Genomic DNA, 15,065 nt, shown 5'->3' with positions numbered 1-15,065 from the left:
CCTACCCGACGATGTCGATCTCAAAAGGCTCGGCCGCGCTGTAGTTGATGTCGGCCCACACCGCGCCCGGCAGGTCGTAGCGCCGGTGGGAAGTCAGCTTCGAGTCGTACCCGCCCGTCTGGGTGGGGTTGTGGCCGACTCCCTGGTGGTCGCTGCCCCAGGCGTAGATGTCGCCCACCCACATCGGGTTCGCGAAGCCGTCGCCGCCGAGGCGGGGGCGGATGATGACCGCCGCCGCTGGGCTGCCGGACAGGAAGACCCGCACCGCGTTCTCCGCGGCGTTCGGCGGGGTGACGGTGATGCGCTCCATGATCTCCACTCCACTCGAAGGGCCGTCCACTCCGGGCCAGTAGTCGGCGACGGACGACACGTCGTAGCCCGGGGCGACGTTCCCGCGGTACTGCTTGGCGACCGCGCCGGCGGGGATGGCGGGATCGCCGTCGTAGTGGGCGATCCAGTAGTGCGGCTCGGCGACGCCCGCGGCGGAGAACGCCGCCCGCACCGATGGCCAGGTCGAAAGGTTGCAGTAGACCGTCGGGTCCACGCCCGCCGCGCGGCGCATCCGGACCCAGCCCGGCGCCTCGGCCGGGGTGGCGTCGCCGGGCTCGACGTCGAGGACGTGGCCGTCGTTCGTGCCCGCCTTCTTGACGATGGTGACCTTGACCGCTTGGGGGAACCGCGCCCAGTCCGCCGCCGTCCACGGGGGCAGCTTGATCCGGTCGATGTAGCCCGCGACCATCCGGGCGTCCGCGGGGATGTTCGCGGCCGTCACCGCGTCGTACATCGTGCGCACGGGTCCGGCCTCCGTTCGGTGCCGTATCGCCGGGGAAAGGACGGCGAAATCGTTTTCACGAGCCGTCATCGTGCAATTACCCGCGTGGGATGGTCGTCAAGCGAAAAGCGCGACACCGTAGGGTGAATCACCAAAACGGCCGCACCCGGGCCGCCCTTCACGGCGGGCTCACGCGCCGATGGTGACGTTCTGCTTCCGGTACTGGCTTCCCGCTCACCCGGCTGGCAAGCTGCCAGCACCTCACGAGGGAAGGACGTGCATTGGCGGCACACCCGGCGCGGGCCCGGCGCATCGACGCCCGGGTCATCGTCCTGAGCGCGCTGCTCGTGGTCGCGCTGCTCGCCTGGGCCGGGTTCGGCTACCTGAAGAACCGGCTGGCCGGCGGCGGCTGCGACACCACCACCCCGGTGCACCTCACGGCCGCGCCGGACATCGCGCCGGTGCTCACCGAGCTCGCCCGGACCGTCCCCGGGCAGGACTGCTACTCCGTCGAGGTCACCGCGAGCCCGTCGACGGCCACCGCGACGGCGCTGGAAGCCAACGGTGCGAACGGCCCCGACGTCTGGGTGCCGGAGTCGAGCACCTGGCTGCTGCAGGCCCGCGACGGCGGCGCGTGGAACCTCCCCGAGTCCGGCCAGCCGGTGGCGAGCTCGCCGGTGGTGCTGGCGCTGACCGACGACGTCGCGAAGCAGGCCGGCTGGCCGGGGAAGTCGCCGTCGTGGTCGGACGTGCTCGCCGCGAGCCCGGTCGGGCTGCCCGATCCGAGCCGGGACCCGGCCGCCATCGGCGCGCTGATCGGCCTGCAGCAGGTCACCAAGGACGCGCCCGACCCGGCCGCCGCCTTCACCGAGGAGATCCGCAGGCTTTCGGCGGTCAAGCAGCCGTTCACCGCGTGGCCGGCGTCGGAGCAGTCGGTGCTGGCCCGCAAGCTCGTCGCCGCCTACCCCGCCGCCGGCGTGCCGAGCTTCGACTACCCGTACGTCGTGCTGCCGCGGGCCTCGGAGGCCTCGCGCTCGGCGGCCGAGCGGTTCCTCCGGCTGCTGCTCGACCAGACCGCCACCAAGGCGTTCGCGGACGGCGGGTTCCGGACGCCGTCCGGGCAGCTGCTCGGCGACCGGCCACGCGACACCCGCACGAACGCCGCACCGCGCCCGGCCGGGCCGCCCACGCCCGAGGCGATGTACGGCGTGCTGCAGGCGTGGGCCGGGGCGAACCTCAGCGCCCGCGTCCAGGTGCTGCTCGACGTCTCCGGCTCGATGGCCGCCACCGTGCCCGGCACCGGCCGCAGCCGGATGGCGCTCACGCTCGAAGCCGCGACGCAGGGGCTCGGGCTGTTCAAGCCGACGACCGAGATCGGCCTCTGGCTGTTCTCGACCAAGCTGGACGGCGCCAAGGACTACAAGGAACTGCTGCCCATGCTGCCGATCTCCCAGCAGCTGGCCTCGGGCGGGGTGGCGAAGCTGCAGGCGGTCAAGCCGAAGCCCGGCGGCGCGACCGGGCTGTACGACTCGATCCTCGCCGCCTACCAGAACGCCCGGCAGAGCTGGCAGCTCGGCCGGATCAACGTCGTCGTCGTGCTCACCGACGGCCGCAACGAGGACGACGACTCGATCGGGCTGCCCGGCCTGCTCGCCGAGCTCGGCCGGCTGCAGGACCCGCGGAAACCGCTGCCCGTGATCGGCATCGGCATCGGCCCGGACATCGACGCGAGCGAGCTGCGGCAGGTCTCGGCCGCGACCGGCGGCGAGTCCTTCACCACGCCCGACCCGCGCAAGATCTCCGACGTCTTCTACCAGGCACTGAGCAAGCTCATGTGCCAGCCGCCCGCCTGCAAGAAGTGAGGACGCCATGATTTTTGGGGCCGAGCCCCAAACCCCAGCCGGGGGGCAAGCCCCCCTGGACCCCCCAAAGCGGGGGTGGGTGCAGATCGAAAAGCCCGCGCCCCGGGTGGTCCGAAGACCGTCGGCGCTGGTCATCGCCGCGTTCGTCGCCGGGGTGATCCCGTTCGCGCTGCACACGTGGGCGGCGCTGCACGGGAACTTCGCCCAGGACGACTTCGTCATGACCTACCGGGCCGCCTTCGCCGGGCCGTTCGACCTCGGCTACCTGTTCCAGGACTACCACGGGCACCTGATGCCCGGCGGGTTCTTCCTCGCGGCCGTGATGACGTGGTGGGCGCCGCTGAACTTCCCGCTCATGGTGCTGCCGCTGCTGCTGATGCGGGCCGTGGCGACCGTGCTGTTCTGGTGCCTGCTGGTGCGCTGCTTCGGCCGTCGCTGGGCGATCCTGGTGCCGTTCACCGTGTTCACCGCCTCGACGCTGCTGCTGGTCCCGCCGCTGTGGTGGGCCTACGGTTCCCAGATCGTCCCGGTGGTGCTGGCCGCCGCCGGCGCCCTGTACTGGCACGTTCGGTACCTGCGCGAGGGCGGCCGGTGGTGGATCGGCACGTTCGCTTGGACGCTCTTCGGGCTGGCGTTCTACGAGAAGGCCGTGGTGGTCCCGGTGCTGCTGGCCGGGGTGACCGTCCTGCTCGGACGGTCCTTCCGCGACCGGTGGCGCTACTGGGCGGGACACGCGGTGTTGCTCGCCGCGTTCGTCGCGGGCTACCTCGCGCTGACGTCGAGCCAGGTGGCTCCCGGCGGTCCGCCGATGACCGCCGGCACCGTCGCCGACCTGACCGGCCGGATGCTCGGCGACACCTTCCTGCCCGGGCTGGCCGGCGGCCCGTGGTCGGGGCCCGGCCCGGGTGCGACCTGGGCGCCCTCGCCGTTCGCGGTCGTGGTCCTGCTGTTCGCCGCGGCCGTGGCGCTGCTGGTGGCCGGCGTGCGCGTGGGCGGCCGCCGGGCCTGGCGGGCGTGGGCGCTGCTCGGGCTGCTGTTCGCCGTGGACGTCGGGCTGCTGGCGCTGACGCGGCTGCGCGAAGTCGGCCCGGCCGCCGGTGACGACCCGAGGTACCTCGCCGAGCTGGCGTTCGTGGCCGCCCTGTGCGGAGCGTTCGCTTTCCTCACGCCTGGTGGGGTTGGGCCATCCGGAGTCACCCGAGAGCGGCCGATCGCGCTCATCGTGTGCGTGCTTTTGCTCGCCAGTTCCGCGATCGGTTTTTCCCGGCTGGCTCCGGCAATGCGGTTCGACCATTCCGGGCAATACCTCGCCAATGTGCGCGCGGCCGTCGCGGCGGACCCGGATCTGGTTTTCTACGACACGTTCGTGCCGTCCGATGTGGTGCACGAGTGGTTCGGCGCGGATTCGCAGGCGTCCCGGGTCGCCGGCCTGGTGCCCGGCACGCACTTCGACCAGCCGACGAACCGGATGCACCTGCTCGACGCCACCGGTACCCCGCACCTGATCACCGGGGTGGCCGCGGAGTCCCGCGGCGCGGCGGGGCCGGTGGCGGACTGCGGGTACACGGTCGGCGAAACGCCGCTCAGCATCCCGCTCGACAAACCGATGCTCGGCCGGCACCTGCTGAAGATCGACTACTTCACCCGCGACGGCGGTGAAGGCCTGGTCGACCGGACGCCGGTGTGGTTCCAGGCCGGGCTGCACTCGCTGTACCTGCCGGTCGACGGCCTCTTCGACCACATCGGCGTGCGGCTGACGAGCCCGGGTGCACCCGTGTGCGTCCCCAGGGTCGAGGTCGGGAAACCCCTCGTGAGTGGTAAGTAGGGTTCTAACCCGCCTTACCACTCACGACCTCAGTAGGGGTCGTAAGGGCTGTCGTGCCCGAGCAGCCTCGCCAGCGGCCGCAACCGCAGCCGCAGCAGCACCTTGATCCCGACGTTGCGCGCGAACCAGGGCAGCTGCGCCAGCACGCGCAGCCGGTCCGCCGTGGACGGTGGCGCCAGCCGGAACCGCGCCAGCGACGTGGCCCGGTCCAGGTAGGTGTACCGCCGTCCGAAGAGGACCTTCGCGATCGTGCCGAGCGTGACGCCGATGGAGGAAAAACAGTCGTGGACCAGGATTTCCGCGCCCGTCGGCAGGTGCGCCGACCAGCGCAGGTCGTCGGTGTAGGTCCAGTAGTCGTGCTTGCCGTCGATGTAAAGCAGCTGTATGGCCCGATCCCAGTCAGGGCGCAGTTTCGTGCTGTAACCGGCGACGAGCTCGACGACGTCGTCCAGCCCGGCCCGCCGGATGTTGCGCTCGAACAGCTGCCGCGTCGGCGATCCGCCGAACAACCGGCCGTCCACGAAGGGGTCGACGGCGATCACCGTGGCGCCGATCGTGCGGGCCGCCGCGCCGAGGACGATCGTGGATCGGCCCTGGTGGCTGCCGATTTCCAGGATGACGTCACCCTTTTCGAGACGGCACGCGGCCTGCCACAGCGCTTCGCCTTGCGCACGCGTCATCCAGCCCTTGACCGGCTCGGCCAGTGCCCACGCGTCGGCGAAGCCGTTCGTGCTCAGTTCGGTAGTGATGGCGCACCTGCCCAGGGAAGTCGGGGGCCGGGGAAAATCGTCGGCACATGGTAGCCAGGTTTCGGCTTAGTATCTACCGGATGGTAACCAGCACCCGCGAACGGACCCGGGACGAGGTCCCGCCCGCGGAGCGCGGCCGGAAGTTCTCGCCGGGCGCGCTCCTCCGCCGCCCGAGCACCTGGATCGTGCTGGCCCTGACCACGTTGTCGTTCCTGCAGATGCCGGGAAAGACGACGTTCGACACCAAGCTGGACCTCGCCGTCGACCCGCTCGCCTTCCTCGGGCGCGCCCTGCACCTGTGGAACCCCCAGGCCACCGCGGGGGAGCTGCAGAACCAGGCGTACGGCTACCTGTTCCCGATGGGCCCGTTCTTCGCGCTGTGCCAGGCCGCCGGCGTGCCCGCGTGGATCGCGCAACGGCTGTGGGGCGCGGTGCTGCTGTCGGCCGCGTTCGGCGGCGCCCTGCTGCTGGCGCGGGCGATGAAGATCGGCACCGAGCGCACGCGGCTGATCGGCGCGCTCGGGTACGCGCTCGCGCCGCGCATGCTGACCGAAATCGGCGGTCTGTCCGCGGAAATGCTGCCCGCGGTGCTGCTGCCGTGGGTGCTGGTGCCGCTGGTGCGGGCCGGGGCGATCGGCTCGCCGCGGCGGGCCGCCGGGCTGTCCGCGCTGGCCGTGCTGTGCATGGGCGGCGTCAACGGCGCGATGGTCGTGATGGCGCTCGTCCTGCCGGGACTGTGGCTGCTGACCCGCCGCTGGACGCGCGCGCACGTCGAGCTGGTGCTGTGGTGGTTCGTGTTCGTCGTCGGCGCGACGCTGTGGTGGATCCTGCCGCTGCTGCTGCTCGGCGAATACAGCCTGCCGTTCCTGGACTACATCGAGTCCGCGACGAACACGACCGCGCCGATGTCGCTGTTCGAGGTGCTGCGCGGGACCAACCAGTGGGTCGCCTACGTCGTGCAGGGCACGCCGTGGTGGCCGGGTGGCTGGTCGCTGATCGACAACCCGGTGCTGATGCTCGCGACCGGGCTCGTCGCCGGCGTCGGCCTGTTCGGGCTGACCCGGCGTGGCCTGCCGGAGCGGCGGTTCCTGGTGCTCGGCGTGGTGACCGGGCTGACGCTGCTGACCATCGGGTACGTCGGCACGCTCGACAGCCCGCTGGCCGAACAGGTCCGGCACCTGCTCGACGGGCCGCTCGCGCCGCTGCGCAACGTGCACAAGTTCGAGCCGGTGCTGCGGCTGCCGCTGATGCTGGCGTTCGCGCACGGCATCGCGAGCCCGGCCCGGGTGACGTCCGCGCGCCGGTTCCTGCGCCCGGCGCTGGGCCTGCTGCTGGTGCTGGTGATGGCGGCACCGGCGTGGCTGCTGAACCTGCGGTCCGGCCCGGGCTGGGACGCGGTGCCCGGCTACTGGTACGACGCTTTCGCCTACGTCGGCAAGGCCGATCCGAACGCGCGGACGCTGCTGCTGCCGGCCACCGGCTTCGGCGAATACGACTGGGGCCGCACGGTCGACGAGCCCGCGCAGGCGATCGCGCGAAGCCCGTGGGCGGTCCGCAACCAGGTGCCGCTGGGATCCGAAGGGAACACGCGGCTGATGGACTCCGTGGACGCGGCGCTCGCCGACGGCCGCGGCGACCCCGGGCTGGCCGCGCTGCTCGCGCGTTCGGGATACCGGTTCTTGCTGCTGCGCAACGACATCGACCGGGAGCGGAACACCGCGCCGCCCATCGCGACCCTGCGGGCCGGGCTGGCCGGGTCGCCGGGCATCGCCAAGGCCGCGGAGTTCGGGCCCCTCGAGGTCTACGAAGTGCGCAAGCCGGTGCCGCTGGCCACCGCGACGTCCACAACGGACGTCCCCACGGTGAGCGGCGGTCCGGAGAACCTGCTGCCCCTGATCGACTCGGGCCAGCTCGACCCGGCGACGCCCACCGTGCTCACCGGCGACGGCGGGTCGCCCGGCGGCCCGCGGCTGGTGACCGACGGCCTGCGCCGGGCCGAGCGGAACGTCGGCGGCGTCCGCGACAACCTCAGCCAGACCCTGACCGCCGGCGAGGCCTACCGCCAGCAGCGCGCGGCGGGCGACCTGCTGCCGTTCCCGGGCCAGGAGCACCAGACCGTGGCCGCCTACCGGGGGATCCGCTCGGTGACGGCGTCGACCGCGGCGTCGTTCGCCGACGCCTTCGGCGGGTCCGATCCTTCGCACCAGCCGTTCGCCGCGATCGACGGCGATCCGCGCACGGCGTGGCATTCGTCGTCGTTCACCGGGCCGATCGGCCAGTGGCTCGAGGTGGAGCTGGACACCCCGCGGCTGGTGAACTCGGTCGACCTGCAGATGGTCGACGACCTGCGGGTGGGCTGGCCGGCCACCCGGATCCGGATCACGACCGACAACGGCTCGGTCGAGCAGCCGGTGATCCGCGGTGCCGGGCCGCACCAGTACTCCGTCGCCGGCGGCGTCACCCGCACGGTGCGGATCACGCTGCTGTCGCTGGTGGTCGGGCGGCAGGACGGGAACGTCGGCATCGCGGAGCTGAAGATCCCGGACACCGAGCCGCAGCGCGCCCTGGAGGTGCCCGCGGACCTGCCGGCCGGGCCGGCGCCCGGGTTCGCGTTCACGCGCGGCTTGCAGCCCCGGTACGCGTGCCTGCCCCTCGGCGCCGCCGTGCGGTGTGACGCCGCCGCGGCCCGCGACGGCGAGGAACCCGACGGGATCCGGCGGCTGTTCAGCACCCCGGCCGAGGAGACGTACCTGGTCGGCGGCACGGTGCTGCCGGCGGGCGGCGGCCGCAACCCGGTGTCGCTGCCCGGCGTGACCGTGGCGTCGACGTCCCAGCTGGGCGGCGACCCGGCGGCCGCCGGGTTCGCGGCCGTGGACGGCGATCCGGGCACGACGTGGCGCCCGGACGTCACCGATCTGCGGCCGGCGCTGACGCTCGGGTGGCCGTCGCCGAAGCGGATTTCGGGGCTGCACATCGAGGTTTCGCCGTCGAGCGGGGCCAAGGCGCCGCGGCAGGTGGAGCTGGTGGGCCGGTCGGGGACGCGGCCGGTGCAGCTCGACGCGGGCGGGTCCGCGTCCTTCGAGCCCCTGGACACCGACCAGCTGCAGCTCGTGCTGCCGGGCGACGACGACGATCCCGCGGCGCGAGCGGTGGTGGGCATCGGCAGCCTGACGCTGTCCGGCAGCGACGGCCTGCTCCCGGCGCCGGACCCGGCGTTCACGGTGCCGTGCGGCTCGGGGCCGAACGTCCACCTCGACGGGCTCGACTACCGGACGTCGGTGCAGGGCAAGCTGTCCGACCTCACCGCGCACCGGCCCCTGTCCCTGGGGATGTGCCGCGACTCGGAAGGCGGCATCGCGCTGCCCGCGGGCGGGCACGAGCTGCGGACGGACCGGTCGGAGTCGTTCGTGGTCCAGGACCTGTGGCTGCGCCCGTCCGGGACGGCCGCGCCGCCGGTGCACCGCGCGGTCCAGGTGGGCCGCTGGGACGCGGCGTCGCGGTCGGTGACGGTGGGGCCGGGCGCGGAGGCGGTGCTGGCGGTCCCGGAGAACGCGAACGCGGGCTGGACGGCCACTTTGGACGGTCAGCAGCTGACGCGCACCCGCGTGGACGGCTGGCAGCAGGCGTGGGTCGTCCCGGCGGGCGCGGGCGGGGTGGTGTCGCTGGCGTTCACCCCGGACGCGAACTACCGGCTGAGCCTCCTGATCGGCGCGGCGGCGGTGCTGGTGCTGCTGGTGGGCGTGGCGTGGCCGGCGCGCCGGCGCCGGTTCACGATCTCCCCGGGCGGAGCTTGGACACCGGTGGTGCTGATCGGGCTGCTGGTCGCGCTGGGCGGGATGCTGCCGGTGGTGCTGCTGATCGCGTGCTTGCTGGCCCGCCAGTTCTCGGAGCGCGCACCGAGGTTCCTCGCCTTCGGCGGCATGGCTGTGGCGGCGGCCGTATCGGTGACGGGCCGCGTCCTGGGCCACGGCCAGGACTGGGCGTACGGCCCGGTGACCCAGGCGGCGTTGCTGCTGGCCGCGTCCGCGATGGTGGCCACCTGCGTGGACTGGTTCACCCGCAAGGAAAACCCCACCGAGCCCGCCCCCTGACGAACGTCCCCGAAGCGTCGGCCCACGTACCCCAAGGGTCGGCCCGCGTACCTGCAGAGTCGGCCCGCGTACCCCAAGGGTCGGTCAGCGTACCTGGAGAGTCGGTTCCCAAGCCGACCCTCCAGGTACGCAAGCCGACCGTCCAGGTACGCGAACCGACCGGCTGGGTACGCGGGCCGACCGGCTGGGTACGCGAGTCGACCGTCTGGGTACGCCAACCGAGCGGTTGGGTTCGCGGAAGTTGTCGGTGCCTGCCGGTAGCGTGGAAAACGGGGGCTGCTCAGGCCGGTTTGCGGGGCCGGAGCTCGAGAAGTGCGCCGGCCGCGGCCAACGCGCCGGCGGTGCACGCCGCTGCCGTGACCACCTGGGTGGGTGAACCGTGCAGCCACGTCGTGATCAGCAGGGCCTCCACGCCGACCGCGGACCACATCAAGACCGTCACGCGGCGGTCGCCGTCGGCCAAGCGGGCGTACAGCAGGATCTGGACCAGCGCGAGCATCGAGCCCGCCAGCGCGAACGGCCACACCGGCATCGTGCTCGCCGTGTACTTGGCGCCGCCGATCACCGCGAGCAGCGAAGGCCCCAGCACCAGCGAAACCAGCAACACCACCGCGTCCAGGCAGGCGCAAACCGCCAGCGCCACCGGCAGCACCCGGCGGCGGTCGGACACCGCGAACCGCGGCAGGACCAGCACCCCGACCGCCTGTGGCAGCCAGTACGCGATCTTCGTGACGATCGCCCCCAGCGCGTACTCGCCCACCTCCGACGACGGCAGCGTGTGGCGGGCCAGCACCAGGTCCAGGTTCACCAGCAGCACCAGCGCCAGCATCGCCTGCGCCGTGTGCAGCACCTCGCCGCCGTGGCGGTCGGCCCAGCGGGGACGCGGGCGGCCGCAGATCTGCCAGCCCGCCACCACCACCGCCAGCGACCCGGCCGCGGCGCCGGCCAGCGCCCCCGTCGGTGACCCCGAGATCACCAGCCCCACCAGGGAACCGCCGACCTTGCCCAGCCCCTCCAGCGCGATCAGGCCGGACAGCACCGCGAACCGGTGGCTGCCCTGCAGGAGACCGTGGAACACGCCCAGCAGCGTCAACGGCCCGAGCGCCGCCGTCACCAGCAGCGCGGGGGCCAGCGAACCGAGGTGCAGCAAGAGGACCAGCAACGGGCTCAGCGTCAACGCCGTCGTCGCGACGATCGCGCTCGTCACCAGGCCGAGCGCGAACAGCGAACCCTGTGACAGCCCGGGGGCGCGCGCCACCCGCAGCGCCACCACCGTCTGCAGGCCCATCGCCGGGACGACGCCGATCACCAGCACCGCCAGCAGCGAGCTCAGCTCCCCGAACGCGGCGGGCGCGAGGATCCGCGCGGCCGCCAGGCTCAGCACGTAACTGGCCGCGTTGTTGCCCGCGAGCGCGAGCGAGACGAGGATCGCCGCGACCCGGTTGCCGGTCCGGGCCGGGACTTCGGTGTCTACGCTCAACGGCGGGCTCCCATTACCGGCGAGTAGTGACCAGGGACCATAACCGCGCGCGCAACGGAAAGGAAGGGCCGTGAACGCACCGAGCAGGCGGCCGGCCCTCCCCGTGCTGTCGGCCGTGCTGGCCTTCGCCGTCTGCGCGCCCCTGCTCGGGCGCGGGTTCGTCCTGAGCTACGACATGGTGTTCGCACCACGGCAGTACTTCGTGCCGGACGCCTTCGGGGTCGGCAGCACCCTGCCGCGGTCCGTCCCGGCGGACGCCGCCGTCGCGCTGGCCACCACCGTGCTGCCCGGGGACGTCGTCCAGAAGATCGTCCTGCTCCTGGCCATCTTCTTCGCCGCCTTCGGCGCGGGACGGCTCGTGCCCACCGAGCACCTGGGCACCCGGCTCGTCGCGGCGACGGCCTACGCCTGGACGCCGTACTTCGCCGAACGGCTGTTCATCGGGCACTGGCCGCTGCTGCTGACGTACGCGGCCCTGCCGTGGATCGTCAGCGCCGGGCTCGCCGTCCGGGCGCACGAACTGCGTGCCCTGCCGAAGCTGGTGATCGCCTGCGCCCCGGCCGTGCTGACCCCGCCGGGCGGCGTCCTCGCGGCCGCCGTCATGGTCGCGGCCGCCGGTTCGCGGCGGCTCTGGCAGACGATCCCGCTCGCGCTCGTGCTCAACCTGCCCTGGCTGGTCCCGACGTTCCTCAACGCCGGCGGCGCGTTCTCCGACCCGGGCGGCGTCACGGCGTTCAGCGCCCGCGCCGAAAGCTGGGGCCCCGCGCTGCTGAGCGTGCTGGGCCTCGGGGGCATCTGGAACGCCGAAACGGTGCCGGGCAGCCGGGCCGTGCCGCTGGTCCCGGTGCTGACGCTCAGCATCGTCTCCGTGGCGATCGCCGGGCTCCGGCCGCTCGCACGACGGTGGGGGACGGCGCCGGTCCGCTCCTTGACCGCGCTCGGCGTCCTGGGCGTTCTCCTGGCTTCACTGGCGACGTTGCCGGGCGGGGTCTGGCTGCTCACCACCGCGACGCGGTACGTGCCCGGCGCCGGACTGCTGCGGGACGCCCAGAAATGGGTGGCGTGGTGGGCCCTGCCGCTCGCCGTCGGCTTCGCGCTGGCCGTCGAAGCCGCCGCGGCGAAGCTGAAAACCGCGGGGGGACGCGCCGGGCTGGTGACGGCGGCGGTCGTCTTCCCGCTGCTGACCATGCCGGACCTCGCGTGGGGCGGCTGGGGACGGCTCGGCACCGCGCAGTACCCGGCCGACTGGGCGGCAGTGTCCGAAAAGCTCGGTGACCGGCCCGGTGACGTGCTGGCGCTGCCGCTCTCGGCGTTCCGCGGGTTCGCGTGGAACGCCGACCGCACCCAGCTCGACCCGGCGCCGCGCGCGCTGCCGAAACCCGTGCTGATGGACGACACCCTGCAGGTCGGCGCCGAGCGGATCGCCGGTGAGGACCCGAGGATCGGCGACGTCCGCGCCGCGACCTCCGCGCGGGAGCTCACCGACGCGGGCATCGGCTGGATCCTCGTCGAGCACGGGACACCCGGTTACGTCGACCCCCGGTTGCTCGCCGGCGCGACGCAGGTGTGGTCGGGTGAGTGGCTGACGCTGTACCGGACCCCGGGTGAGCCCGCGGTGAAAGCGATCTCGTGGACGCCCGCCTTGCTGGCGAACGGAGTAGCGTTCACATCGCTGTGCGTCGCAGTGTTGTGCCGCATGTTACCCATGCGTACATTGGGCCGCGGCAGGATTGTCCCGCCGCGGAAGGAGTGACTCGTGGGCACGCTCATCGGCGCGATCGTCGCCGTCATCATCGGCGGCGGAGCGGCGACCGCGGGAGGGTTCGCCCTCATCCAGGGCGCGGACCCGGACACCGCCGCTCCGGTGCAGCAGAAGCTCAACGCGCAGGTGAAGTTCAACCCTGCCGACCACCCGCTGAAGCTCTACGGGGACCGCTGAGGCGCGTGACCCGGCTCGCCTCCGACCACGCCCACCGCGTCGTCGGGCTCTACGGCGACCCCACCGTTTCCTGGAGCATCCTCCTCGAAGCGGAACTCGGCGCGGCCGCACCGGAACCGGAGAAGCTCCGCGCCCGGCTGGCGGCCGCGATCCAGCGGCACCCGCACCTCGGTGCGGTGCCCGAAATCGAGCGGATCACCGACCTCGCGGGCGTCCGGGACCGCTTCGCCGCCGCGCCCTACGAACGCGGCGCGCCGCTGGTGCGCGTCGCCGTCGGCGAACCCACCCTCCTCATCGCCGCGCACCACGGCGCCCTCGACGGCTTGGGCCTGCTCGCCCTGCTCGGCATCCTCCTCGACGTCCCGGTTTCTTCGGCCGCACGCGGGATCGGCGAGCGGGCCGGCGGCAAACCCTTTGCCCTTTCGGCCCTCCAGCGGCTCGCTGAGGCGCTTTTCGCGCCGCCGGGCCGCATCGCCCCCGAGCACGGGCAGGCGACCGTGGGGGACGTCTTCGTGGCCTGCGACGAGCCGGCCCTGCGGCTCGGGTCCGCGGGGTTCGTCGCGGCCGCCGCGAGCGCCACCGAACGCTGGAACCGCGCGCACGGCGCCCGCACCGCCCGCGTCGTGGCCGCACTGGGCGCGTCACGGCGCTCCGGCGCGGCGCCGGAACCGGTGCACGACAGCGCGTTCTTCCGGCTGCGGCTGCCGCGCGGCGCGGACGTCGCCGCGGTGCTGCGGGCCCAGCCGCCGGAGCCGGATTTCCCGGCGCGCAGCAGCCGGCTCGCCCGGCTGGGCACGCGGCTGCTGGCGAGCAGGCTGGGATCGACGTTCCTGGTGTCCAACCTGGGTGTGGTGTCCACCGGGGACACCGTGCGGACGCTGGCGTTCTACCCGGCGGCCAGCGGCCGCTCAGGCGTGGCGTTCGGCGTGGCGACGACCGGTGGCCAGACCACGGTCACCGTGCGGGCTCGCCGCAAGGACTTCGACGCGGCCGCGGCCGCCCGGCTCTTGGGTGAGTTCCGGGATGCGGTACGGGACCAGTGTTCGCGGGCGGGGGACGGGCTGCCCGGAGACGTCCCGCACCAGTGACTCGAACTGGGCGGCGCTGACGTCCCAGCTGTACCTCCCGGCCCGTTCGGCGCCCGCCAGGCCCATTTCCGTGCGCCGCAGGCCGTCGGCGAGCAGGCCGTCGACGTGCGCGGTGAAATCGTCGAAGTCGTCGGCCAGCAGGCCGGTCCGGCCTTCCACGATGGACTCCGTCACGCCGCCGGCGGCGCGGTAGGCGACCGAGGGCACGCCGTGCGCCGCGGCCTCCATGATGACGATGCCCCAGCCCTCCTTGACCGACGGGCACAGGTGCAGCCACGAGCGCGCGAGGATCTCGTGCTTGGCCTGCTCGTCGACCCAGCCGTGCAGGACGACCCGGTCGGCGACCCCGCGCGAAGCCGCGTGGGCGCGCAGCACCTCGTCCCATGGTCCCTGGCCCACCACCTCCAGCCGCAGCGACGGCCACCGCCGCGCGAGCCGCGCGACGACGTCGATGGCGTGCTCGATCCGCTTGTGCGGCACCAGCCGGCTCACCGCGACCAGCGTCGGCTCGCGGTCGCGTCCGGACGCGCACGGCGGGGGCGTGTCGAGTCCGTTCGGGACCACCGTCACGCGCTCGCGCCCGACGCCCAGTTCCGCCAGTTCCGCCTTGGTGACCTCGGAAACCGTGACGTAGCGGCACCGGCGGAACAGCCACGGCGCCAGCCGCGACTCGATCCACCAGCCGACCCGGCCCAGCGTCTCGCCGAGCGCGCTGATCCACTGTTCCTTGTGGACGTGGTGCACGAGCACCAGCACCGGGCAGCCGGCGACCAGCCGGGCGAAGAACGGCATGCCGTTCTGCACGTCCACCACGAGATCGGCGCGGGCCCGGCGGATGGCGCGCAGTGCGTGCGCGTAGACGCCGAACTTGTTGCCACGCCGCCGGTAGCGGACGCCGTCACGCCACTCGCCCGCCGTCGCACCCGGGTACGCGGCGCACTGGATCTCGACCCGGTACCCCGCTCTGGCCAGGCCTTCGGCCATCCGCTCGACGTACCGCTCCGAGCCGCCGCCTTCGGGGTGGCCGGTGTCGCGCCAGTTGAGGAGGAGCACACGAGGACGTTCCATCGGGTTATCCAAACTGTAGCGACGGTGCTAGGTTACTGGTGCGTACACCCTAGATGAACGTATTCGGGAAAGCGACGGTTCAATGGTGGGTAATCCGGTTCTCGTCGCGACGGCTGCCAAGCTTTTGAGGGGGTCCGGGTGGCGGAGCCCCCGGCCGGGGGCGGAGCCCCCGTTGTTACTGCCGCATCGCG

General features: G+C 73.0%; 9 protein-coding genes. 5 read left to right on the top strand and 4 right to left on the bottom strand.

Translation table 11 applies throughout. The features are described from left to right. Position 1: 1 nt before the first annotated feature. Positions 2-793 carry a hypothetical protein gene (locus tag C2L58_RS15910; RefSeq protein ID WP_103338349.1) on the bottom strand — a complete coding sequence of 264 codons (792 nt, stop codon included), beginning with the start codon at positions 791-793 and terminating at the stop codon, positions 2-4. 260 nt (positions 794-1,053) lie between these two features. On the opposite strand from C2L58_RS15910, the gene C2L58_RS15905 reads away from it, so the two are divergent. After that, positions 1,054-2,634 (top strand): substrate-binding and VWA domain-containing protein, encoded by a 1,581-nt coding sequence (locus tag C2L58_RS15905; RefSeq protein ID WP_103338348.1) that lies wholly within the window; start codon positions 1,054-1,056, stop codon positions 2,632-2,634. A 79-nt stretch (positions 2,635-2,713) separates the two neighbouring features. Then, positions 2,714-4,459 carry a hypothetical protein gene (locus C2L58_RS15900; RefSeq protein WP_103338347.1) on the top strand — a complete coding sequence of 582 codons (1,746 nt, stop codon included), beginning with the start codon at positions 2,714-2,716 and terminating at the stop codon, positions 4,457-4,459. A gap of 29 nt (positions 4,460-4,488) precedes the next feature. Here C2L58_RS15900 and C2L58_RS15895 read toward each other — a convergent pair whose 3' ends face one another. Next, positions 4,489-5,139, bottom strand: coding sequence for a class I SAM-dependent methyltransferase (locus C2L58_RS15895; RefSeq protein ID WP_233225749.1), 651 nt, complete (start codon positions 5,137-5,139; stop codon positions 4,489-4,491). 149 nt (positions 5,140-5,288) lie between these two features. On the opposite strand from C2L58_RS15895, the gene C2L58_RS15890 reads away from it, so the two are divergent. Next, the gene (locus tag C2L58_RS15890) at positions 5,289-9,299 is read left to right on the top strand and encodes an alpha-(1->3)-arabinofuranosyltransferase (RefSeq protein WP_103338345.1); all 4,011 of its coding nucleotides are present in this window, start codon (positions 5,289-5,291) and stop codon (positions 9,297-9,299) included. A 280-nt stretch (positions 9,300-9,579) separates the two neighbouring features. Here C2L58_RS15890 and C2L58_RS15885 read toward each other — a convergent pair whose 3' ends face one another. After that, entirely contained in the window at positions 9,580-10,779 is a 1,200-nt protein-coding gene (locus tag C2L58_RS15885; protein WP_103338344.1) for a polysaccharide biosynthesis protein, read from the bottom strand. Between the two features lie 70 nt (positions 10,780-10,849). Here C2L58_RS15885 and C2L58_RS15880 point away from each other — a divergent pair, with 70 nt between their 5' ends. Then, on the top strand, positions 10,850-12,532 hold the full coding sequence (locus tag C2L58_RS15880) for a hypothetical protein (RefSeq protein WP_103338343.1): 1,683 nt from the start codon (positions 10,850-10,852) through the stop codon (positions 12,530-12,532). A gap of 3 nt (positions 12,533-12,535) precedes the next feature. Further along, positions 12,536-12,718 carry a hypothetical protein gene (locus C2L58_RS15875; RefSeq protein ID WP_103338342.1) on the top strand — a complete coding sequence of 61 codons (183 nt, stop codon included), beginning with the start codon at positions 12,536-12,538 and terminating at the stop codon, positions 12,716-12,718. Between the two features lie 908 nt (positions 12,719-13,626). Here the strand turns inward: C2L58_RS15875 and C2L58_RS15865 are convergent. Continuing rightward, positions 13,627-14,859, bottom strand: coding sequence for a glycosyltransferase family 4 protein (locus C2L58_RS15865; RefSeq protein ID WP_103338341.1), 1,233 nt, complete (start codon positions 14,857-14,859; stop codon positions 13,627-13,629). Between the last annotated feature and the right edge of the window lie 206 nt (positions 14,860-15,065).

Origin of the sequence: Amycolatopsis sp. CA-126428 (assembly GCF_002904335.1) — a bacterium.
Taxonomy (GTDB): domain Bacteria; phylum Actinomycetota; class Actinomycetes; order Mycobacteriales; family Pseudonocardiaceae; genus Amycolatopsis.
The sequence above is the reverse complement of the archived record's forward strand: the minus strand, read 5'-3'. Positions and strand labels throughout refer to the sequence as shown.

Coding starts and splice junctions, on each gene's coding strand:
- C2L58_RS15895 (WP_233225749.1), bottom strand. CDS start 5,139: ATGACGCGTGCGCAAGGCGAAGCGCTGTGGCAGGCCGCGTGCCGTCTC.
- C2L58_RS15890 (WP_103338345.1), top strand. CDS start 5,289: ATGGTAACCAGCACCCGCGAACGGACCCGGGACGAGGTCCCGCCCGCG.